Annotated in this window: 18 protein-coding genes; 10 read left to right on the top strand and 8 right to left on the bottom strand. The window is 63.2% G+C overall.

Annotation, left to right across the window (positions count from 1 at the left end; genetic code table 11):
• Positions 1 to 428: 428 nt before the first annotated feature.
• The 3 genes from gntA to ATE67_RS11780 are packed head-to-tail and all read left to right on the top strand — an operon-like array spanning position 429 to position 2,699.
• A complete protein-coding gene (gene gntA, locus ATE67_RS11790; protein WP_058816872.1) occupies positions 429 to 1,121 on the top strand; it encodes a guanitoxin biosynthesis heme-dependent pre-guanitoxin N-hydroxylase GntA in 693 nt (230 codons plus the stop codon).
• A complete protein-coding gene (locus ATE67_RS11785) occupies positions 1,093 to 1,701 on the top strand; it encodes a DUF1989 domain-containing protein (protein ID WP_231728138.1) in 609 nt (202 codons plus the stop codon). The genes gntA and ATE67_RS11785 overlap by 29 nt, the downstream gene beginning before the upstream one ends.
• Positions 1,698 to 2,699 (top strand): glycosyltransferase, encoded by a 1,002-nt coding sequence (locus tag ATE67_RS11780; RefSeq protein WP_058816870.1) that lies wholly within the window; start codon positions 1,698 to 1,700, stop codon positions 2,697 to 2,699. Before ATE67_RS11785 ends, ATE67_RS11780 begins: the two co-directional genes overlap by 4 nt.
• Before the next feature lie 130 nt (positions 2,700 to 2,829).
• Here the strand turns inward: ATE67_RS11780 and ATE67_RS21055 are convergent, their stop codons facing one another.
• The 3 genes from ATE67_RS21055 to ku all read right to left on the bottom strand — a co-directional run bounded on the left by ATE67_RS21055 (position 2,830) and on the right by ku (position 7,740).
• Positions 2,830 to 4,113, bottom strand: coding sequence for a Crp/Fnr family transcriptional regulator (locus ATE67_RS21055; RefSeq protein ID WP_082660335.1), 1,284 nt, complete (start codon positions 4,111 to 4,113; stop codon positions 2,830 to 2,832).
• Between the two features lie 114 nt (positions 4,114 to 4,227).
• Positions 4,228 to 6,735 (bottom strand): DNA ligase D, encoded by a 2,508-nt coding sequence (ligD, locus tag ATE67_RS11770; RefSeq protein ID WP_058816868.1) that lies wholly within the window; start codon positions 6,733 to 6,735, stop codon positions 4,228 to 4,230.
• 123 nt (positions 6,736 to 6,858) lie between these two features.
• On the bottom strand, positions 6,859 to 7,740 hold the full coding sequence (gene ku, locus ATE67_RS11765) for a non-homologous end joining protein Ku (RefSeq protein ID WP_058816867.1): 882 nt from the start codon (positions 7,738 to 7,740) through the stop codon (positions 6,859 to 6,861).
• A gap of 400 nt (positions 7,741 to 8,140) precedes the next feature.
• On the opposite strand from ku, the gene ATE67_RS11760 reads away from it, so the two are divergent.
• Positions 8,141 to 9,811 carry an FAD/NAD(P)-binding protein gene (locus ATE67_RS11760; RefSeq protein WP_058816866.1) on the top strand — a complete coding sequence of 557 codons (1,671 nt, stop codon included), beginning with the start codon at positions 8,141 to 8,143 and terminating at the stop codon, positions 9,809 to 9,811.
• On the top strand, positions 9,808 to 10,326 hold the full coding sequence (locus ATE67_RS11755; RefSeq protein WP_058816865.1) for a DUF1543 domain-containing protein: 519 nt from the start codon (positions 9,808 to 9,810) through the stop codon (positions 10,324 to 10,326). Before ATE67_RS11760 ends, ATE67_RS11755 begins: the two co-directional genes overlap by 4 nt.
• Positions 10,327 to 10,534: 208 nt before the next feature.
• Here the strand turns inward: ATE67_RS11755 and ATE67_RS11750 are convergent, their stop codons facing one another.
• Entirely contained in the window at positions 10,535 to 10,990 is a 456-nt protein-coding gene (locus tag ATE67_RS11750) for a PA2169 family four-helix-bundle protein (RefSeq protein ID WP_058816864.1), read from the bottom strand.
• Positions 10,991 to 11,672: 682 nt separating this feature from the next.
• Between ATE67_RS11750 and ATE67_RS11745 the strand changes: the two genes are divergently transcribed.
• Genes ATE67_RS11745 through ATE67_RS11725 form a run of 5 tightly spaced genes read left to right on the top strand, consistent with a single transcriptional unit; the run spans position 11,673 to position 17,488 of the window.
• Positions 11,673 to 13,253, top strand: coding sequence for a putative bifunctional diguanylate cyclase/phosphodiesterase (locus ATE67_RS11745; protein ID WP_058816863.1), 1,581 nt, complete (start codon positions 11,673 to 11,675; stop codon positions 13,251 to 13,253).
• Complete coding sequence (locus ATE67_RS11740) at positions 13,250 to 13,987, top strand: LysM peptidoglycan-binding domain-containing protein (protein WP_231728137.1); 738 nt, start codon at positions 13,250 to 13,252, stop codon at positions 13,985 to 13,987. Before ATE67_RS11745 ends, ATE67_RS11740 begins: the two co-directional genes overlap by 4 nt.
• A gap of 44 nt (positions 13,988 to 14,031) precedes the next feature.
• Positions 14,032 to 15,726, top strand: a complete 1,695-nt coding sequence (locus ATE67_RS11735; RefSeq protein WP_058816862.1) for a serine/threonine-protein kinase — start codon at positions 14,032 to 14,034, stop codon at positions 15,724 to 15,726.
• A gap of 11 nt (positions 15,727 to 15,737) precedes the next feature.
• Positions 15,738 to 16,754 (top strand): type VI secretion system-associated FHA domain protein, encoded by a 1,017-nt coding sequence (locus ATE67_RS11730; protein WP_058816861.1) that lies wholly within the window; start codon positions 15,738 to 15,740, stop codon positions 16,752 to 16,754.
• A complete protein-coding gene (locus tag ATE67_RS11725; RefSeq protein ID WP_231728136.1) occupies positions 16,751 to 17,488 on the top strand; it encodes a PP2C family protein-serine/threonine phosphatase in 738 nt (245 codons plus the stop codon). The genes ATE67_RS11730 and ATE67_RS11725 overlap by 4 nt, the downstream gene beginning before the upstream one ends.
• 56 nt (positions 17,489 to 17,544) lie before the next feature.
• Here ATE67_RS11725 and ATE67_RS11720 read toward each other — a convergent pair whose 3' ends face one another.
• The 4 genes from ATE67_RS11720 to ATE67_RS11705 all read right to left on the bottom strand — a co-directional run bounded on the left by ATE67_RS11720 (position 17,545) and on the right by ATE67_RS11705 (position 21,039).
• Positions 17,545 to 18,615, bottom strand: a complete 1,071-nt coding sequence (locus ATE67_RS11720) for a sensor histidine kinase (protein ID WP_058816860.1) — start codon at positions 18,613 to 18,615, stop codon at positions 17,545 to 17,547.
• Complete coding sequence (locus tag ATE67_RS11715) at positions 18,612 to 19,058, bottom strand: response regulator (RefSeq protein WP_058816859.1); 447 nt, start codon at positions 19,056 to 19,058, stop codon at positions 18,612 to 18,614. The genes ATE67_RS11720 and ATE67_RS11715 overlap by 4 nt, the downstream gene beginning before the upstream one ends.
• Complete coding sequence (locus tag ATE67_RS11710) at positions 19,051 to 20,553, bottom strand: sensor histidine kinase (RefSeq protein WP_058816858.1); 1,503 nt, start codon at positions 20,551 to 20,553, stop codon at positions 19,051 to 19,053. Before ATE67_RS11710 ends, ATE67_RS11715 begins: the two co-directional genes overlap by 8 nt.
• A 108-nt stretch (positions 20,554 to 20,661) precedes the next feature.
• Positions 20,662 to 21,039 carry a hypothetical protein gene (locus ATE67_RS11705; protein ID WP_058816857.1) on the bottom strand — a complete coding sequence of 126 codons (378 nt, stop codon included), beginning with the start codon at positions 21,037 to 21,039 and terminating at the stop codon, positions 20,662 to 20,664.
• Positions 21,040 to 21,043: the final 4 nt, after the last annotated feature.

Below are 21,043 nucleotides of genomic sequence, written 5' to 3'. Positions count from 1 at the left end.
ACCACGAAAAGCCAATCAGGGTGGGCCGCAGTCGTCAGATCAAAGGATAAGCCGTTTCGGCTGACACGCCTTAATATATATCAAGCACTGGCAGAATGCTGGATATTGCGTTTTTAAATACCTGATACCAATACGTTATTTTTATATGCTGTGCCGATTGCCAATCAACTGGACGGCGTACAACCGCCTTCTGCCTTGGGACCGAGCGCTTCTGCATTATCGGCTTTGTCAACGTCGTTCCGAAAACGATAGAAGTTATCCCGTATGTGCTGCGGCAACGCCGCAGTGGATGAAAATCACATGAGCAACGGACGAACTGGCAAAAGATCGCCAACCTTAACCCAGGTAAGTCTCCGCAAAATTATTGCCGTATTTCGCCAGTCATCGGGCAGCCAATAAATATCGTCGGCGTTTGCTTGCCCATGACTATGACGGCAACAACCACTAAGCACCCTCCATTTATCGTTGGCCGCTTCCAAGACTTCATCAGCGATCCGGACTTTCCTTGCGTCGGCGCAAAATCGGCGCTTGCCGGCGGGCGGCTTCATGTCGTCGTCGCGCGCGATCTCACCAGCGGCTGGAACGACCTCGAAATCCATCGAGAATTGGCGCGTTGGGCTCGCACCTACAGCGCCGACCCATCCGGCCTCCGCAGCCTCGCCGTAATATTCGAGGGGCCAGATCATCTTGATGAAGCGGCATTCGAGAAGGCGCTTTGGCAGCGCATTCAGAGTTTGGCGGACAAAGACGCCTGGAAAGGACTGCCTTACGACCCCCGGGTCTGCGCCGATCCAGAGAATCCGCATTTTTCCTTGAGCTTTGGGGGCGAGGCCTTCTTCGTCATCGGCCTTCATCCTCGGGCGTCACGGCCGGCCCGCCGGTTTCAAACGCCCGTGCTTGTTTTCAACCTGCACGACCAGTTTGAACGGTTGCGCGCCGAAGGACGCTACGAGCGGATGCGCGAGCGAATCCTGTTCCGGGACAAGGCGTTGGCAGGCAGCATAAACCCGATGCTGACGCGCCACGGCGAAGCGAGCGAGGCCGCGCAGTACAGCGGCCGCATGGTTGAAGAAAACTGGAAATGCCCCTTTCATGATCCAAGGACTGACAATGACGATTGAGATCCCGCCGCGAAGCGGCACGGCGTTCACGATCGATCGGGGTGACGTGTTGAAAGTGATCGACCCGGAGGGTGGTCAGGTGAGCGATATGGTCGCGTTCATGGCTGACGACGCGCGCGAGGGTCTCTCAAATGGCCGGACGTTCGACTATGAGGAAACGCTCCGGCTCACGACAGGCCATCGCCTGTGGTCAAACAGGTCTCGGCCAATGTTCGAGATTGTCGAAGACACTGTCGGGATCCACGACTTTCTGCTCACGCCGTGCAGCGAGGCGACGTTTCGGCATTTCTATCCAGACCAGCCCGTCCATCGCGGCTGTTACGGAAATTTGGTTGAAGCGCTTGGTCCGTTTGCGATTGCGGCCGATGCAATTCCGACCGCTTTCAATATTTTCATGAATGTACCTGTCGATGCCGATGGCAAGATCAAGGTCGAAGCGCCAGGAACGAGGGCGGGCGATTTCATCCGCCTTCGCGCGTTAGAGGATATGATCGTCGGACTGACCGCCTGCTCGGCCTACGACAGCTGTGGCGGACGCTTCAAGCCGATCCACTTCGCGATCGAAAGGGGCGAGCAATGAGGCCGCTTTCTTCGCATCCGGCGAACAGCCCGCCGGTTCTTTCGGGCACCTATGTCCTGCCGATTGCCGCGCGAACATCGCAAGCGAGGCTTCTGACGGGCTATCTGACACGCCTCGCGCGCATGGTCGAAGATGTCATCGTCGTCGATGGATCATCCCCCGACATATTCGACGACCATGCCGCGGCCTGGGGTTCCATCGTGCGGCACATGCCCCCGGCGCGGCGAACGCGAAACGGAAAGGTCGGCAATGTGATGACCGGGATCGAGGCGGCAATCCACGAGCGCATCATCGTGGCCGACGACGACGTCCGCTATCGCCGCCGCGAGATCCAACGCATGCTTGATCTTCTCGACCACCACGCCGTGATACGTCCGCAAAATTATTTCGCGCCGCTGCCGTGGCATGCGCGATGGGATACCGGACGCAGCTTGCTCAACCGCGTTGCGGGGGGTGACTGGCCGGGAACCCTCGGCGTGCAGCAATCGACGCTTATCAGGGCCGGCGGCTATTCGGGCGACGTCCTCTTCGAAAATCTGGAGATGGTTCGCACGATCCGGGCGATCGGCGGCACCGAAGCTGTGCCGCTGGACCTATATGTTGCCCGCCGCCCCCCGCACGCCCGGCATTTCCTCTCGCAGCGGGTGCGCCAAGCCTATGACGAATGGGCTCGACCTGCACGATTTGCCGCCCAGCTGGCTCTGGTTCCGGTGATTCTGGTCGGCGCGGTGCCAGCGGCCCTTTCCATCGCTGCTGCAGCGGTTCTTGCTGCGGAAGTGGGGCGACGTCGAAGCGGAGGCTGTGCCCATTACTCGAAGAGTAGTCCGCTCTGGGCCGCATTATGGATCGCCGAGCGGTCGGTAACGTCTTGGATCGCGCTTGCCGAAGGCCTGTTCAACGGAGGGGTGCGATATCGAGGTGGGCGATTGCGCCGCGCCGCATCGTCCGCGCGAGCGTTACGCCTGCGCATGCGGCAACGGGCAGCAGGCGAAAGCTGAGCAGCGTCAGCCAACTTTCTCCCGTGGATATGCATTCCCAAAAAGCTACGGCGCGGTCGCGGCGCCAAGGGAAGCCGTCTCATCGAGCATCGCTTGCACGTCGAACGCCGCTGGCGCTTTTTTGAACTCGTCAGGCAGGAACATTATTGCGGTGCAGATAAATGTCCGAGAAATCGGAAATGCGCTCCAGCTCGGCCAGATCCAGAATGTGAAGCCGGCGGCCCGACCGAATGGCGCCCTTGCCCTCTAACCGTTTGAGCATGCGATTGATGTGCACGGGCGTCAGGCCCAGCAGGTCGGCCAATTGCTCCTGCGTGATCGGAACTTCGTAAGTGTCGAGCGGCGCGCCCGCGATCTCATCGATCCGGTAATAAAGCTCGCAAAGCAGATGCGCTAGCCGCGCTTCCGCGTTGCGTCGACCGATGTTGAGCAGCCACTCCCGGCCGATAGACCCTTCAAGAATTGTATCGACCAGCAACGCCCGCGCGATCGCCGGCCGATCTTCGGCGAGACTCTCGATCGCGCGCAGCGGCACCATTGCGATGACGACGGGCGTAAGCGCCCGAATGTCGTGATCGGCCGTGTGCAGATAGGCCGATTGGAAATCCAGGGCGTCGCCGGGAACCTTGAGCGCCACGATCTGCCGCCCGCCGTCTGCCGCCACCTTGTATCGATAGGTGAAGCCATCGAGCAATATCGGACAAACAAGCGCGCGATCGCCTTCGCGAAGGATCTGCGTTCCGACATCCAAATTCTGAATCTTGTAAGGGAGATTTGCCAAGGCTTGTTGATCGAGGGTGGAAAGGCGGCTGCGATTGAGCAGCTTGCGGATAAAGATGCTGAGGGGACCCAAGCCCATGGCAGTTTCATGACGATCCATAGGCGCCGGTCCGGTTTGTTCGGCCATCGGAATTCCTTTCAGGATATCAAATCTCTCCGAACAACCTCGGCCGAGCGGCAATGTTCCGAGCCGAGACATCGCCGACGAAACAGGTCGCTCGGCGAAATTCGTCCGGTCAAGCAGAGCCCTTCCGACGCGGCCCGCCAAACGCGCCTTACGCTCACTCCAGTCCAGGCACTCCCGGCAGAGCGGGGCGCGACCGACGGAAGACTGTTGCACATCTATTCCGAGTCCTTCGACAAAGACGCGGCCTTCGGTTGAGAGGGACAGCCCGGATTCTCCGACGCTCAGATATCCCCGCCTGATGAGGCTGTCGTACATTCGGACGCCGGCCGTGCCAGCCAGGTGATTGTAGCAGCGCCGCGCAAAACGTAGCGCCTCGTCGCGGGGCCCGGTCCGGGTTCGCAGCTCACCGCTTTCTGCCGCCGGGCCCATCAAGGCCTCGATCGTCTCGGCCACACGCGGCGACGCGAGCCCGAAATATCTGTGCCGACGCTGCTTGCGGGCGACCACCAACTTGCGCGACGACGGCCTGCATGGCCGAGGGCAAGCGCCCGATGACAGCCGTGCTTTGCACCGATCCGTGATAGGTGAGGACCAAGCGTCGCACGAACGGGAAGACCGGAGCTAAAGCGATGGCAGTCGCTGGCTCGCGAATCCCCAGCCCTTCAGCTCTGCGCTGGCGGCGCGTTCGAGAAGTATGTTGGCATCCTTGATGGTCCAAGCGCCCGCCTTTTTGACGTCGGCGAGCGCGTCCCAACCCACCGGAACCGCGACCGGCGCCTGTTCGCGCGCGCGCGCCGAATAGGGCATGACCGCGGTGCTGCCGCGCTGGTTGCGGAGATAATCGATGAAGATCTTGCCCTTGCGCTTCGCCTTGCTCATCGTCGCGACGAAGCGGTCGGGCTCGGCGAGGCTCAGCGCCTCGGCGAAGCGTTTCGAAAAATCCTTGTGCGCGTCCCAGCTGTGCCCCGGATCCAGCGGGACGACGATATGCACCCCCTTGCCGCCCGAGAGCATCGCGAAGCTGACGAGCCCGATATCGGCGAGCTGGCGGCGGATATCGAGCGCGGCTTTCTTGACGTCGGCGAAATCGAGCCCCTCGTCGGGGTCGAGGTCGAACACCATGCGGTCGGGCCTTTCGAGCGCATCGACATGGCTGCCCCAGCCGTGGAATTCGATCGTCCCCATCTGCACGCAGGCGAGCAATCCGTCGGCATCCTCGACATAGAGATAATCTTCGTGCCCGCCGTCCTTCTCCTCGATCGGCACATGGAGGACGTGATCGCCGAACGATCCCGAATCATGCTTCTGGAAAAAGCATTTCTTGCCGCGCCCCTGCGGACAGCGGACGAGGCTGATCGGGCGGCGCGCGGTGTGCGGGAGCATGACCGGCGCGATCGCGGTGTAATAATCGGCGAGGTCGCCCTTGGTCGCCTTGGCTTCGGGGAAGATGACGCGGTCGCGGCTGCTGATCGTCACGTCGCTGGTCGGGGCAGGGGCGGGCTGTTTCTTTTCGGGGGTCACATCCTTGGCCTCCTTGTCCTGGCGCAGGCCGAGGAAGCTCGCGTGGCGAACCGATCCGCTCGCGGTGAATTCGGCGAAGGCGATTTCGGCGACGAGCTCGGGTGTGAGCCAATGCACCTTGCGCGCCGATGCGGCGTCGACGTCTAGCGGCGCGGTCTTGCGTTCAAGTTTCGCAAATTTCTTTGCAAGATCGGCCATCGTATCGGCATCGAAGCCGGTGCCGACATTGCCCTTATAGACGAGCGTATTGCCCTCGCGCTGCGCTAGGAGGAGGGAAGCAAAGGGCCGCGCCTTGGTCGAGGAGGGGTTCCAGCCGACGAGGATGAATTCCTGTCGGCGGGTGCATTTGACCTTCACCCAATTCTTCGAGCGGCGGCCCGAATAGGCGGCGTCGGCGCGTTTCGAGATGATGCCTTCCTGCCCGGCGCGGCACATGGCGTCATAGAGTTTTTCGCCCGCGCCGATGACATGATCCGCGACCGCGATGGGCGCCTTGGCATCGCGGAGCAGCGCTTCGAGGCGTTCCTTGCGTTCGAGATTGCCGAGCTGGGCGAGCGATTTGCCATCCTGTTCGAGGAGGTCGAAAGCGAAAAGATGGAGCGCGGTGCCCTCGTCCTGCGCGCCGTGGCCGCGTTTGAGGACGGCCTGCAAAGAAGAGAAGTCGGGGTTACCGTCCTTGCCATAGGCGACGATTTCGCCGTCGATCAGGCACGGCGGCAGATCGAGCGCGGCGATATGGCGGACGAGCGGGGCGAATTTGTCGGTCCAGTCGAGGCCATTGCGCGTGTAGACGCGCACGTCATCGCCCGCCGCGGCGATTTCGGCGCGGTAGCCGTCATATTTGATCTCGTGGAACCAACCGTTGCCGCCGGGGACGGCATCGACGAGGGTCGCGAGCTGGAGCGGGCGGAATTTGGGCGGCTTGCCCTTGGCGGCGGGTTTCGCAATCTTTTTATTGTGCGCGGCGGCGTCGGCCATCTTTTTGGCGAAGGCTGCCCCCTCGGCGCCATTCAGCGATTGCTCGCCGCCTTCGTCGCCCGCGATCTCGGCCATCGTGCGGCCGGTGAGGATGCTCGTCAGCTGGCGTCCAACAAGATCGTCGGTGCCGCCGGCAAAGGCATCGTCGACCTTGCGCAGCAGCCAATTCTCGCGCTTTTCGCCCGGACGCGGCTTCATGCGGACCAGCAGCCATTCGCCCTTCATCCGCTCGCCGTCGAGGGTGAAGTGGAGATGGCCCTTGTCGATATCCTTCGCGCTCTTGCCTGCGATCGGCGCCCAGGTTCCGCGGTCCCACAGCATCACCGTGCCGCCGCCATATTCGCCCTTGGGGATGCTGCCCTCGAAATCGGCGTAGCTCATCGGATGGTCTTCGGTGCGCACCGCGAGCCGCTTGTCGGCGGGGTCGGCGCTCGGGCCCTTGGTCACCGCCCAGCTTTTGAGCACCCCATCGACCTCGAGCCGGAAATCGTAGTGGAGCCGGGTGGCGTCATGCTTCTGGACGATGAAGCGGTTGCCGGCCCCCTTTTCGACCTTGCCCGCGGGCTCGGGGGTCAGCGCGAAATCGCGCTTGGCGTTATATTGTGCGAGCGGGTCGCCGCGCTTGGCCATCAGACTCAACCTTGCTCAAACAAATCCGTTCGTCCTGAGCTTGTCGAAGGACTGTCCTTTTCCTTGGAGGTAGAAAAGGAAGAACGACCCTTCGACAAGCTCAGGGCGAGCGGAGAAGAAACGTCAGGCACGCTTTCGCGCCGGCGCCTTTTTCGCGGGCGCCTTGCTCGCCGGAGCTTTCTTCGCCGGAGCCGTCTTCGCGGGCGCGCTCTTCTTGCCGTCGACCGAGGCCTTGAGCGCGGCCATCAAGTCGATGACGTTCGAACCGCGGCCGGTGCTCGCGGGTTCCTCGACATCCTCGAGCACGCGTTTGCCCTTGGCCTTCGCCTTCTTGGCGATCACCCGCTTCAGCGCGTCGATATAATGATTGTGATAGTCCGAGGCGTCGAATTCGCCGCTTTTCTTGGCGATCAATGTTTCGGCAAGGTCGAGCAGGTCGGCGTCGGGCTTGCCGCTGCCGACGTCGCGGAAATAATTGGCCGCCTTGTTCACCTCGTCGGCGTAGCGCAGCACTTCGAGCACGAGCCCGCGCCCGCACGGCCGCAGCGCGACAAGCTGTTCCTGGCCGCGCAGCGACAATTGGCCAAGCCCGACCTTCTTCGTGCGCTTCAAGGCTTCGCGGAGGACGATATAGGCCTCTTCGGCCAGTTCGTCGGCGGGAACGACATAATAGGGTTTGGTATAATAAAGCACGTCGATCGCGTCGGCGTCGACGAACTGGACAAGCTCTAACGTGCGCTTGCTCTCGAGCTTCACCGCCTCGATCTCCTCCTCGTCGAGCAGGACATAATTGCCCTTCGACAGTTCGAAGCCCTTGACGATGTCGTCATGGTCGATCGCGCCGATGCCCGGCACCACCTTTTCATATTTGATCGGCTTGCCGCTCGGCTCGTGGATCTGGCGGAATGTGACGGCTGCGCCCGACTTGGTCGCCGAATAGATTTCGACCGGGATCGACACCAGCGCGAGCCGGATCTGACCCTTCCAATAAGCGCGTGCGGCCATGACATTTTCTCTCTTTCCACCGGGAAAATGCGCAGAACCAAATGGCGTTCCACGCTCCGAAGGCGCGAGGCGGAAATCGGGTGAATGGGCGATCCTGGATTGGCGGATTCGGGCCCAACCGGAAAAAGCTGGTTGGACGCGCGCCCAGACTAAAGCTTCGCGATAGGTGGCGAGCCATTCAAGCCGGGAGGGATAAAGACACAAACCTCCAAACGACGGTGACCAAGGTGCGGCTCGGGGCATGGCCTGCGGTCGATCTCCGCGGCCCGACCGACTCTGCCGCGCGGTCCCGTCCGCCGCGTTGCGGGCCGTAGCTTGATCTCGATCAAGATCGGCCCGGCTCCCCTGCAACCTTCTTAATGAACAGGCAGCTTTCAGCGGCGCCGTGCATTTGTGGCGCATGACCAGAACAATCGCTTTTGTCGGGGCAGGCCCGACGGCCATCTATACCTTGCACGCGCTGTTGAACCGCCAGCCCAAACCGTTCGCGCTCACCATCTTCGAGGCGCAGCCGGTCGCCGGGCGCGGAACCCCTTATAGTCCGGGGTGGAACGATCCCGCGATGCTCGCCAACATCGCCGGCATCGAGATCCCGCCGCTCGGGCCGAGCCTGACCGACTGGCTGCGGATACAGTCGGAGACGCGGCTCGCTGCGATGGGCGTTGACCGGGAGCAGATCGACCACCGGACTTTCTATCCGCGCCTCGTGCTGGGGGAGTATTTCCACGACTGCCTCCAAGCCCTCCTCGATCGCGCGCGCGACAACGGTCTCGCGATCAGCCTGCGAACCCGATGCCGCGTCGTCGATGCGGTCAGCGGTCCGGACGGGATGACACTCCAAGTTCGCGCGCGATCAGGGACCATCAGCGCGGAGCGCTTCGATCATGTGGTGCTCGCCACGGGCCACCAATGGCCGAACAATCCCGAAGCGCGGCCGGGCTATTTCATCAGCCCTTGGCCCGCCGAAGCCATTGCTGCGATCCCGCCGTGCCAGGTCGGCATTCGGGGCTCTTCGCTGAGCGCGATCGACGCCGCCGTTGCGCTGGCGCTCGCGCATGGCGAATTCGTCGAGAGCGACGATGGCAGCATCGCCTATCGGGCGGCCGACGGGACAGGCGGCTTCCATATGACGATGATGTCGCGCAAGGGCCTGCTTCCCGAAGCCGACTTCTTCGCACCCTTGCCCTATGAGCCGCTCACCATCTGCACCGCCGAGGCGATGGAGGCGCTGATCGCCGCCGACGGTCTGCTTCTCGAACCGGCCTTCGCGCTGTTCAAGGAAGAACTGGCAGCCGCCGACCCTGAATATGCCGAAACCATTGGCCTTGATGCGCTCGAGCTGGAAGATTTCTGCGAAAGCTATTTTGCGCGGCGGTCGGACGAAAATCCCTTCGCTTGGGCCGAACACAATCTTGCCGAAGCCGAGCAAAACTATGCGCGCGAGCATGTCGTGCCATGGCGTTACGCCATATTGCGGATGCACGAGGTTCTGGCGCTGATCGTTCCCCACCTCGACCCCGAGGAGTATCGCCGCTTCAACCGTCATTTCAAACCGGTCTTCGTCGATGATTATGCAACGGTGCCGCATGCGTCGATCCGGCGGATGCTTGCGCTCCATCGCGCCGGCAAGCTGTCGGTGGAGGCGATCGGAGACGATTACCGCATCGACGGCCACCGCCCCCAAGGCGGCGCGGTCGTCATCGCGGATGGCGCGCGCCACGAATATGACGCCTTCATCGAGGCAACCGGCCAGCGCCCCCTCGCCGCCAAGGCTTTCCCGTTCCCTTCCCTCCTGCGCCAAGGCATTATCCGAGACGCGCAACCTGACGCGCCGCCCAGCGCGCTGCGCGGGATCGCCGTCGACGACCAGTTCCATCCGCTGTCCCCCGACATTCCGGAAGACCAACTCTTCTGCCTCAGCTTGCCGTTTCTGCTGGGACGGCATCCCTTCATCCAGGGCATCACAAGTTCGCAGGAGATGGGCGAAGTGGTCGCCGAACAGCTTGCATCGGCTCTCGAACGGAGCGCGGCGCCGGCGTCCGCCGACGCCTCGGCGGAGGTCGCGGCATGAAGCTCTTTGCCATCTATATCGGCGGCGAGCATGAACGCGCGAACATAGAGCTTCACGACATGCGCTTCGTCGCCGCCCCCTCGATCCTCGACACCCATGACGCATTGCGCCGACAATGGTGGGGCATCGCCAAGAGCCTCCATATCGATTGCTGGGCCGAAATCGAGCATATCGATGGTTATGATGTCGCGTTGCGACCCGAGCCCTTCACCGGCTCCGAGCGCCTCTATTATGTGAACCTTGGCGGATATGCGCCGGGAGAATTTGCCGAGCTGCACCGGAATATGTTCGTCGTTGCCGACAGCCTTGCCAAGGCAAAAGAACGAGCGCTCAAAAGCGTTCGGGGTTGGCGCGATGCCCATCGCGACGACATGTACGAAGCCGAACAGGCATTCGACCTGGCTTCCGCCGCGGGCGAACAGAATCTCTTCATCCACCTCACGCCCGGCGACATCAGCAAAGAGCTTGTGGTCACCTGCGACTATATTCCGATCAGGGCTCGCTCGGCTGGATAGGTGCATGTCAGCGCCAGTAGCACAGCCATGAAGGCAGGCCTATCGCCGCGAAAGCCCGACGCTCCCACCAAGAAACCTCAAGACGGTCGGGACGTTTCTCAAACCGGCTGCCGCCGGCCAGATCGTCAATGCGGATCGGACGGCCGCGCACATGAAAACGGCCCCGGGGGTCGCCCCGGGGCCGCCTCCTTCGTCTATCCGACGCCGGTCAGCGTGCATCCAGCCCATGCTTGAGCGCCGAGATCTGGTCGTGTCCCTGGCGAACCGAGGCGTAGCCTGTCTCGATCAGCTGGCGGACCGCGGGATCGAGATCGGTATCTTCGAGCGCCGATTCGAACTTCGACTTTATGTGATCCTCGCCGCGCTCAACCTCGGCGATCACCGCATCGTCGTCGCGCGGACCCGTCAGCTTGTCCCGAAGCCCCAGAAACGCGCGGTGCGCCGACGCCAGGATGGTGCCATCGTCTTCCGGGTCACTGCCGAGTTCGAGCACTTTCGCCTGAAAGTCGGTGACGACTTGCTGGCGCTCGTTGGCTCGACTGAGAAATATCTCACGGAACTGGCCCGCATCGGCCGCCTCTGCCGCTTTGCGATAGCCATCGACGCTGTCGAGCGTCGTTGCGATCAGCGAATTCAGGGTCGAGACATTCTTGTTATCGAACATGGGCGTTCCTTTCTGGAGAATGTGCCAGCGACAATGCCGACACCATGCCCAGCAACGAAGAAGCACTTGGTGAAGTTGCCCGTCCCGCCTGCGATGAGCGCCTGTTTGCGACGAACCGAGCCGAAAATGTCGTCGCTACAACCCGGCTTTCGCGGGGGCGGCCGCGAACTCGGAATGCGATGCCGCCGGATCGCCTGAAGCCGATCTGCTTAATGGTGCCTAGAACCGCTTCTGCGCAACTTGCAACGTCTCGTACCGGACTTCACGGTCGTTGTCGTGCGCCAAGACCGGCTTTCGCCGAGGAGCATGGACGCATGCCAGCCTTGCAGACCTTAGATGGTTTGATTTCAACGTGCACAGGTTGACGGCTTTGCGAGGTCGATCCCACGGGTTGTGACGATCAATGCCGGGCAGCGAAGTTCTTCGCCCTAATCCCAAAAAAAAAATCGTCATAACATAGGTTAAGCATCGGCTCGATTGGATGCGGCCTTTCATGGCGCGGCTCTGAACCGGCGAGCGCCACAAACGCCGGAAATGCTGGGCATTCGGCGGTAACCTCGGACGAGCGCTCGCGAAATTATCTGTTCCGCTGCGGGACAAGCGTTCCGCAGAGCTTAAGAACTTAGTATCTCTTGGAAAATACGCCCGCCGGATGGTCGCAGAAAGAGTTCCCTTTGCTATATTGGCGCGCCGGGCAGCAATCGCGCTGCTGTTCGTGTCGTTGGCATGCCTGCTGCATTGGCAGGCGGCCGGCCTGTTGCCTTTCACGATTATAGCGGGCGCCGTCGCCTTGGGCTGGCTCGGCAGCGCGTGGCGGCATGATCAGCGCCTGTGGCTTCTGTCCCGGCGTTTGGAGGCAATGTCGGCGGCCGGCCGGGAGGAAGAGATAGCCGATCGGCTCGCGGAAAACGCCGCGAGTGTCGAGCTCGCGCTCTCAACGATGAAGCGGCGTCTGAGCGAACGTCATTCGATCAGCGGCCTCCCTACGCGCGAGCCGCTTCTTGAATTGATGGCGAGGGAGCGGGTCGGCATGATCGGCGCGATCGAAATCGCCGACTTCGACCGATTGGCAGGGTTCAACCCCGATCTCGCGGAATATGTGCTGACCGCCATCGTCCGGCGGATTGCCCGGATGCTTCCGCTGGGACGGTTCGTCGCCCATGTCGATCGTGCCCAGTTCGCGATATGGTACGGCGAGGATGTAGCGGTCGACGCGGCGCGCGGCGAGGTCGACGCGCTCGTCTACGCGCTCGGCAGCGTCATCACCGCGGGAACCCAAGATATCGTCCCTACGATCTCGGCGCGTTGTGCCGCGCTGGAGGCATCCGATTCTCCCCACACACTTCTCGCCCAAACGCTTGCCTCTTTCGCGATCATACGGGACGGCGGCGGCAGCTTCGATCTGACGCCCGCCGCCATCGCGCAGGAGGAATTTCGCTTCGGGATCGAACAGGACCTGCGCGGCGCCGTCGGCCGGGGCGAATTCGAACTTCTGTTCCAGCCGCTGATCAATGCCACCTGGCAATGCGTCACCGGCGCCGAGGCGCTGATCCGGTGGAATCATCCGGAACGCGGCACCGTGTCGCCTTCCGTCTTCATCCCGGTCGTTGAGGATGCGGGACTGGCGGACGATGTCGGCTTGTGGGTGCTGAACGGCGCCGCGCGCGAGGCGAGCCAATGGGCCGAGATCGGGCCGGGGCCGCTGCAAGTGGCCGTGAACATCTCGGCGAACCAGTTGCATAGCGCAAAGTTCACCGAGTTCCTCGGCCGCATGTTCCACAACCATGGTCTTGATCCAAGCGCGCTCGAAATCGAACTGACCGAGACGGTCGCCAGCGCCAATGATGCGAGAGTCGCCAAGATGTTCAACGAAATCCGGGCGCTCGGCGTCAAGATCTCGATCGACGATTTCGGGACGGGTTATTCGAGCTTCAGCACGCTTCGCCAGCTTGGTTTCGACAAGATCAAGATCGACCGCGAGTTTGTGACCGAAGTGCAGAACAGGCCCGAGAGTCAGGCAATCTGCCGCAGTATCCTGACCCTGGGCCAGGGTCTCGGCATCAAGGTGCTCGCCGAGGGCGTTGAGACCGCCGCGGAGTATCAATGGCTGCTTCGCCACGGCTGCCGACACTTCCAGGGCTTCTACTTCTCGAAGCCACTGCCCGCCGCCGATTTCCTGGATTTTGTCCGTGACGCGCCGCGCCTCGCCGACATGCTCCGCATTGCCCCCGCTGGGCCGCAACCCGAAAGGCTGACCGCGTGATACCCGAACTTACCAGCATAGGCCTGCGCCACGCGCTTTCGGTCCCGCTGCTTGCCGCCCTAGTCCTTCTGTCTGGCTGCGCCACGGCGCCGCGTCCGGCTGCGTCGTCGGCACCGGTCAGCAGCGGACAGGCAATCGACATGATTACCGGCTTGCTGGACCGCGGTGATGCGGCCGGAGCCCGAAAGCTCATCAAGACCTCGCTCAAGCGAGACCCCGGCAACCCCTCACTGGCCTTGCTGAGCGATTCGGTGACGCGCGATCCGGTCGAGCTGTTGGGGCCGAAATCCTATCCCTATACCGTAAAGCCGGGCGAGACGCTGGCGACGATCGCCGAACGCCGGCTCGGCAACCGCCTGCTCACTTATCAGCTGGCCCGATACAACGGCATCGACGTTCCGACACAGATTTCGGCGGGCCAGATCCTTCGGATTCCAGGCAGCCCGCCGCAGGCCGCCCCAACTCCGGCCCCCAAAGCGGCGCCGCAAGCAAGTCCAAAGCCGGCACGCGCCCTTCCCGTCCGCCCCTCCGCCCCCGCAGCGGCGGCTCCCGCCAATCCTGCAGTCGTCAGGCAGCTGCGAACGCGCGGCCTCGCCGAACTCAATCGGGGCCAGGCCGCAAGGGCGGTCCAGTTGCTTCGCCAAGCATCCAGCCTCGATCCCGGTAATGGCGCGATCAAGGCCGACCTCGCGCGCGCCGAGCGGATCGCGGCTACCGTCAGGGCCCGGAAATGACCGCGCACGTACCATTACATGCCATCGCAGAAGGCCAGTCCGCCATGAAGAGCGTCGGACGCTATCAGGTCCTTGCGCGTCTGGGCGAAGGCGCCATGGCGGACGTCTATCGCGCCATTGATCCGGGCATCGGACGCGAGGTCGCGATCAAGGTTCTGAAGCCGGAATATGCCCGAAACGAAGCGCTGAACCTTCGGTTTTTGAGGGAGGCGCGGGCGGCTGGCGCACTGAGCCATCCCAATATCGCGACGATCTATGAAGTCGGAGAAGACGGCGGCGGCGCTTACATCGCCATGGAACTCGTCGAGGGGCAACCGCTCGACGCCGTGCTTCAAGCGCACGGACGCTTGCCCTACGAACGCGTCCTGCAGCTGGGACAGCAGCTGGCCGGGGCGCTTGCCTATGCGCACCGCATGGGCGTCGTTCACCGCGACGTGAAGCCGTCCAACATCCTGCTGTCGAGTGACGGCCGAACCGCGAAACTCGTCGATTTCGGGGTGGCCCGCATCGACGATCCCGGTGCAGACAGCGATGGCGCCCACCTCGAACGAACCCAGTTCGGCCAGATGGTCGGGACGCCGCGTTATATGAGCCCCGAGCAGGCGCTCAGCCTTCCCGTCGATCATCGGTCCGACCTCTTTTCGCTCGGCATCGTTCTCTACGAGATGGTGACTGGCAAGGTCGCCTTTCCCGGCACGGGCCTCGCCACTCTCGCCATTCAGATCGCCCAGGAACGCGTCGAACCGATCGAAAAATCCGCAGCCGATTGCCCGCCCGGCTTGCGCTTCGTCATCGAAAAGCTGCTTGCGAAGAAGCCCGAGCAGCGTTTTGCCGATGGCGAGGCTCTGGGCCGCGCCATCCAGCGGGAGATGGCCGCGCGTGAGGAAGCAGCCGTCACCCGCCGCGGGCTATCGCTTCGCGTCAAGCTTCCGATGCTGCTCGTGTCGGCAACACTCGCCGTGCTGGCGCTGTGCGGGTCGATGATCCTGTCGCGCGAAGGTCGTGCCTTCGAAGAGATGGCGGTCGCGTCTGGTCAGACGATCGCGGCTTTTGTCGCGAGCAACGCCGGGGTGACGGCCGTCGACAATGCGGCATTGCCGGCGGATCAGCAGGACTGGAGCGCCGTCCAGGCTTTCGTCGAGAGCGCAAGCGAAGACCGCGAGATTCGCAGCATCGCAGTGGTCGACGCGGCAGGCATCGTTCGCGCGTCGACCAATTCGGCGCAGATGGGCCGGCGCCATGCGGCTGCCACCGGCGGTCCCGCGATCCCGACGCAGGCCGACACGGCCGTCAGCTACCGCTCGGGACAATTGGAAGACGGCATGCGGTTCGTCCGGCCGATCCGCTACGCGGGCGGTAACTATGGCAAGGTCGATATCGTCATCCGCACCGACGCGCTTGCGGCCGCCAAGGCAAACACCCGCTTCCTGCTCGCCGCGCTTTCGCTTACCGTTCTGCTCACGGTTGCGGCGGTCGGATATTTCAGCGGCGCAGCGGTGACGCGGCCGCTCGCGCGGCTGCGCGGCGCGCTCGATGAAGCCGGGTCGGCGCGCTTCGCGCTGCGGATATCGCATCGGCGAGGCGACGAATTCGGTGCCGCGTTCGACGCGTTCAACAAGGCGGCCGCCACGGTGGAAGCCCAGCTGGCCGAACAGCCCCGCGATCTGGAAGCCTCCATGGTCGCAACGCGCATATCCGATCCGCAGGATACCGCTGCCTCCATCCGCCAGGTCGCCTGAGGAGAACCGTCATGTTCATGCTGCAGCTCTTCGACAAGAAGGACGACCTTCATCCGGTCGACGCCCGGCTCCTGCGCGATGGGACGCTCCGCATCGGACGGGACCGCGACGCCGACTGGACGATCGTCGATCCGGAATGTGCGATTTCGAGAACCCACTGCGAATTCAAGGCCGAGGACGGGGAGCTCATTTTGAGATCGCTGGGCAGCAACGGCGTCTACAACGCGTCGACGGGCCAACGTTTGCCCCAGAATGATGATATCCCCATTCTCCTGCCCTTTGCGATCCGCCTCGGCGACTTCCGCATCGTGGCTTGCCACGCGCCGCAGACCGAACTCGCGGGTCAAGAAACGCGGACGATGGTCCTCATGCCGCCGCTTGGCGATTCCATCGGCGTGCCGGTCGATTGGGAGGATCGACCCGAGACCGTGGGCGCGCCATCCGCTCCCGTCACCAGCGGTTCGCTCCTCGATGCCTTCTGCGAGGGCGCCGGTCTCGACGCTTCGCTGCTCGCCAAAGAGGATCCCGCCGAAATCATGCGCCGGGTGGGGGGTGTCTATCGCCAGATGGTGCTCGGCGTTGGCGACCTCATGAGCGAGCGCGACCAAGCGCGCAGTCGCTACCAGATGACACGAACGACGATCGGCAGCACCGAGAACAACCCGTTCAAATGGGCCCCTACGCAGCGGCTTGCGATCGACCTCATTCTTGACGGGAACCACGGCTTTCTGTCCGGACCCGAGGCGCTCCAGTCCTCGTTTCGCGATATCAAGCGGCATTTGGCGGCTACCTTCGCCGGGCTGCGCGGCAGCCTCCGCGAGGCGATTGACCGGCTCGATCCGGCCCATGTGGAAAGCGCGCAAACCGGGCTGTTCCAGAACAAGGCTGCCGCGCGGCTGGACGAGCTTGGGCGCCGCCATGGCGAATTGGTCGAGGAGGTCGAAGGCCGGGCGTCGGGCGCCCTCGACCGGGCGTTCGTGCGGGCCTATGACGGCGCGGACAGCGCGGCCGAGGATCGGCGGGCATGATGCTGTCGCGCCTGTTGCGGGCAAAAATGCCGCAGCCGCCCGAAGACCGCGCGCAGGACGTGCGATCGGCCAGCCGCACGCATGTCGGGCATGTGCGCAAGGTCAACGAAGACCGCATTCTCGATCGTCCGGAGCGGCAGCTGTGGGCCGTGGCGGACGGAATGGGCGGGCATCATTCGGGAGACGTCGCGGCACAGTTCGCCATCGACGCGCTCGACGCACTCGATCATCCGACTGCCGATGCCATCGTGGGGGCGCTGAGGGACGCCAATGCGGCGCTGTTCAACCGTGGACAGGACGGTGATCGGCGCAGCGGGACCACCGTCGTCGCGGCCAGCGTGCACGGCGACATCGCCGATATTTTCTGGGCTGGCGACAGCCGGGCATACCGGATCCGCGACGGCGCGCTCGAGCTGCTGACCCGCGACCACAGTCTCGTTCAGCGATTGGTGGACGCCGGCGCGCTGTCGGCGGAGGAGGCGCTGCGGCATCCCAAGGCTAATGTCATCACCCGCGCGCTTGGCGTCGAAGACCATATCGTGATCGAGCGTCGACAGGTGGAGTTGAGGCCCGGCGATCTCATCCTTTTGTGCTCCGACGGCTTGTCGCGAACGCTCGGCGCCGAAGTGCCTCGATCGACAGGTTTGCCTGATCTAGCGGACCTCCTGATCGACCAGGCTATGAGCCGCGACGGTACGGACAACGCCAGTCTGGTCATCGCGGCAATGATCTGAGCGATCTGCGGTCCGCAGGGACCGCGGTTGGCGAGGAGCCGTCGGGCAGCTTTAGGTCAGGGTCTTGGGCGGTCGCTTTTGCCGAGCGGCAGGGCGATCCGTGCTCGGGTTCCGGATGCACCCGACGCAGGTGCGCCATAGCATATCTGGGCGCGGTGCGTCCTTGCGATGGCCTCGATCAGCCGGGTGCCGAGGCCGGTTCCGCGAACGGCGCCGTTCGCGGGCATCCCGCATCCATCATCTTCGACCGTCAGCTCCAACAGACCTTCGCCGGTTTCGCGCATGACAATGCGGATGTTACCGTCCGCGCGATCGCCATAGGCATATTTGCACGCATTGCTGACCCACTCGTTGGCAATCATCCCCAGCGCGACCGCCTTGTCGGTGCTGAGCTTGATCGGCTCGACATCGGCCGTGATGTCGCGCCGGGCGGCGGAGGTGGACCAGCTTTCGCTCAGATCGGCTGCCAGACCGCCTAGATAATCGTCCATCGCCACGAATTCGACATCGTCGGTCGTGTACAGGCGCCGATTGACCTGGGCGATCGTCGCGATGCGCTGCTGGGTTTTCTGGAGGGTCTCGCGCGCGGCGCCGTCGGGGAGCGATTTCGCCTGCAGCGAAATGAACGACATCACCATTTGCAGATTGTTGGCAACGCGGTGATTGACCTCCTTCAACAGCGCCTCGAGCCGGGCATTGCTCGCACGCAGTTCGATCTCCGCCTGCTCGCGCTCGCGCCGCAGCTGCGCGCGTTCGAGCACCTGCTCGAAGCTGCTCGCGAGGAGGTCGAAAAACTCCTCGCCCACCGACTTGACCACATAGTCGTCGGCCCCGGACTTGAGTGCCGCGACGGCGATCCGGCTCTCTTCCGATCCGGTCACATAGACCACGGGCGGACAGTCGGGCAGCGCCCGCAACGCCTGCAGCGTCGCAAGGCCGTCCTGGACAGGCATATAATGATCGACCGCGACCAGATCGAAGGCGCCAACGCGCGTCGCATCGACGCCCTCGGGGCCGCTCGCCGCCAGACTGACGTCAAAACCTTTGCGCGTCAGGGCCCGGGACACCAGACGCCGAATACCGTCGTCGTCGTCGATATAGAGAATGTGAGGCAGGGTTTTTCTCAAGGCTGCTCGGGCTCGGGGACCTGGATCACCGAGAGGAAAAGGCCGAGCTGACGGATCGCGTCGGCGAAATTTTCGTAATTCACCGGCTTGGTGATGTAGACATTGCAGCCGAGATCGTAGCAGCGCTGAATCTCCACCTTATCGTCGGTCGTCGTCAGGACGACCACCGGCGTGCGGCGAAGCGGACTTCCGTCGGCCTTGATCTTTGCCAGGATGTCCGTCCCGCTCATATCGGGCAGGTTGAGGTCAAGCAGGATCAGCGCCGGCCCGTTGCGCACGGGGCCATGTTCGCTGTCATAGAGGAAATCGAGCGCCGAATTTCCGTCGAGGAAATGGTGGATCCGGTTCGAGATGCCAGCGCGCCGGATATTCTTTTCGATGAGCCGGGCGTGGCCCTCGTCGTCCTCGATCATGACGATGTTGACGGGCAGTTGATCAGGCATTGTCGTCTCCGTTGTGCCATTCCGTCGGCAAGCTTAAACGGAAGGTCGATCCCTCGCCGAGGGTTGATGAAACTTCGATAGAGCCGCCAAGCCGATACGCAAGCGCCCGCGAATGCGCGAGACCGATGCCCTCGCCTGGCTGGTCCTGGGTTCCCGAGCGCCGAAACAGATCGAAGATGCGCTCATGATCGCGCGGATCGATGCCGCGGCCATTGTCGGCGACCTCGACGATCGCGCGGCCATGTTCGGTGCGGCCGCGGACCGCGATCACCCCCGGCCGGTCCGGGTGCCGGTATTTAAGCGCATTTTCAATAAGGTTCGACAGGATCTGCTCGACAGCCACGCGGTCGTTGACGATCGCGGGAAGCGTCTCGACAGTGAGTGTCGTGCCCGTTTCCTGGATCCGGTGTTGCAGCGACTCCGCGATGCCCGTCACGAGGCGCGTCAGGTCGAGCGGTTCGGGCGCCAGCGTCCGGCGTCCCTGGCGCGAAAGATTCAAAATGGCATTGATCAGCCGGTCCATCTTTTGGGTCGATGTCCGGATAAAGCCGATCGCTTCGGGCAGGTCTTCCTCGATCGCGAGCCTGGTCGCCGCATCGGGGGACTGCCAGCCGCGCTCGTCGCACGTCCGCAAATAGCCTGCGATCGACTGGCGCGCGGTCTCCAGTTCGGCCGTGAAGCCCATCACATTCACCAGCGGCGAACGCAGGTCGTGCGACACGATATAGGCGAAGCGCTGGATTTCGGCATTGGCCCGCTTGAGCGCGGCGGTCCGGGCGTCGACGAGCTCTTCCAGATCTTCGTTCAGGAGACGCAGTTCGCTGCGCGATATCCGCAGCTCCTTGAGGTTCTTGCGGACAAGCCAGAGCGTGATCCCCGCGGCAAGAACGATCAGCAGCGCGGTGATGATGAGCGCCGCGGTAAACAGGCGCTGGGTATTGACCTGCTGGGCCTCGCGCTCCCGCAGCAGGCTCAGCTCTTCGTCGATCATCGTCTGCACGATCGCGCGCATCTCCCGCACCTGTTTGACGCCATCGTCGTTCGTAAAGTCGGTCAGCATCGCGCTGCGCGCGGGACCGGTCAGCCCCGTCGTGATCCGATAATGGCGGACATAGGCATCGAGCAGCGACAGGAGGCGCGCGACGCGTTCGCCCTGCTCCGGGTTGTCGGCGACCAGCCCCGACAGGTCGGTGGCGCGTGCCCGCGCTATTTCCTGCGAGGCTTCGACGCGGTCTGAAAATTGGCGGTCGCCTGTCAGCAACAGCCCGCGCCGCGCCGTCTCCATCCGCTCGGCAGCGCTTGCGACGCCGCCAAGGCTCGCCTCAACGGCGAGGGTATGGGCCACGAGTTCTGCGCTCGCCTCATTCTGCCGCTGGATCCAGAATGTCGTTCCGGTAGCCCCCAGCAAGGCGGCAAAGCCCAGCGACAGCATTCCGATGATCAGTCGGCTCGAACGCTCGTCACGGCCAAGCGCGGCCATCTTCGTCGATTCCATTCTTACCGGCTTCCCCCACGCATCCGCGGATACTCGCGGCAGCATCGGTCATGGCCGCAACCGGCAAATCTCTCAAGCATGCAGTTCCGGTCCGATCGGTAGCGCGGTTCAGGCCGGTAGTGCGGCAGCGCCGCTTGCAGCAGGCGCGGGCCGCAAGGACGTAGGCGCTGCAACCGCGTCGGCAGACAGCTGATTGATCGAATGCAGCAGATGAAGATCATCGGCTGCAGCATGCCAAATGGCGGCCTTGCGCATATCGCCGGTGCGGCATGCCGTCCCGGCTTCACTGCGGGCGTGATGTTCGGAGCCTTCGCCATGTACGTCCTCGGCGGCGATGACGGCTGTCCAGATCGGATCCTCGATGTGCGCCATTGCCTTGCTCCTGATCCGTTCGCGTTCCAACCTTCGTAGCGCGAACGGTTCGTCGCCGACTTGATCCATGTTGCGATGCGGCCGCAGCTGCGCTTTGCGTCGATCGAACGGCAAGCGA

This window comes from Sphingopyxis sp. H050 (genome assembly GCF_001468265.1).
In the GTDB taxonomy this organism is placed as follows: domain Bacteria; phylum Pseudomonadota; class Alphaproteobacteria; order Sphingomonadales; family Sphingomonadaceae; genus Sphingopyxis.
The sequence above is the reverse complement of the archived record's forward strand: the minus strand, read 5'-3'. Positions and strand labels throughout refer to the sequence as shown.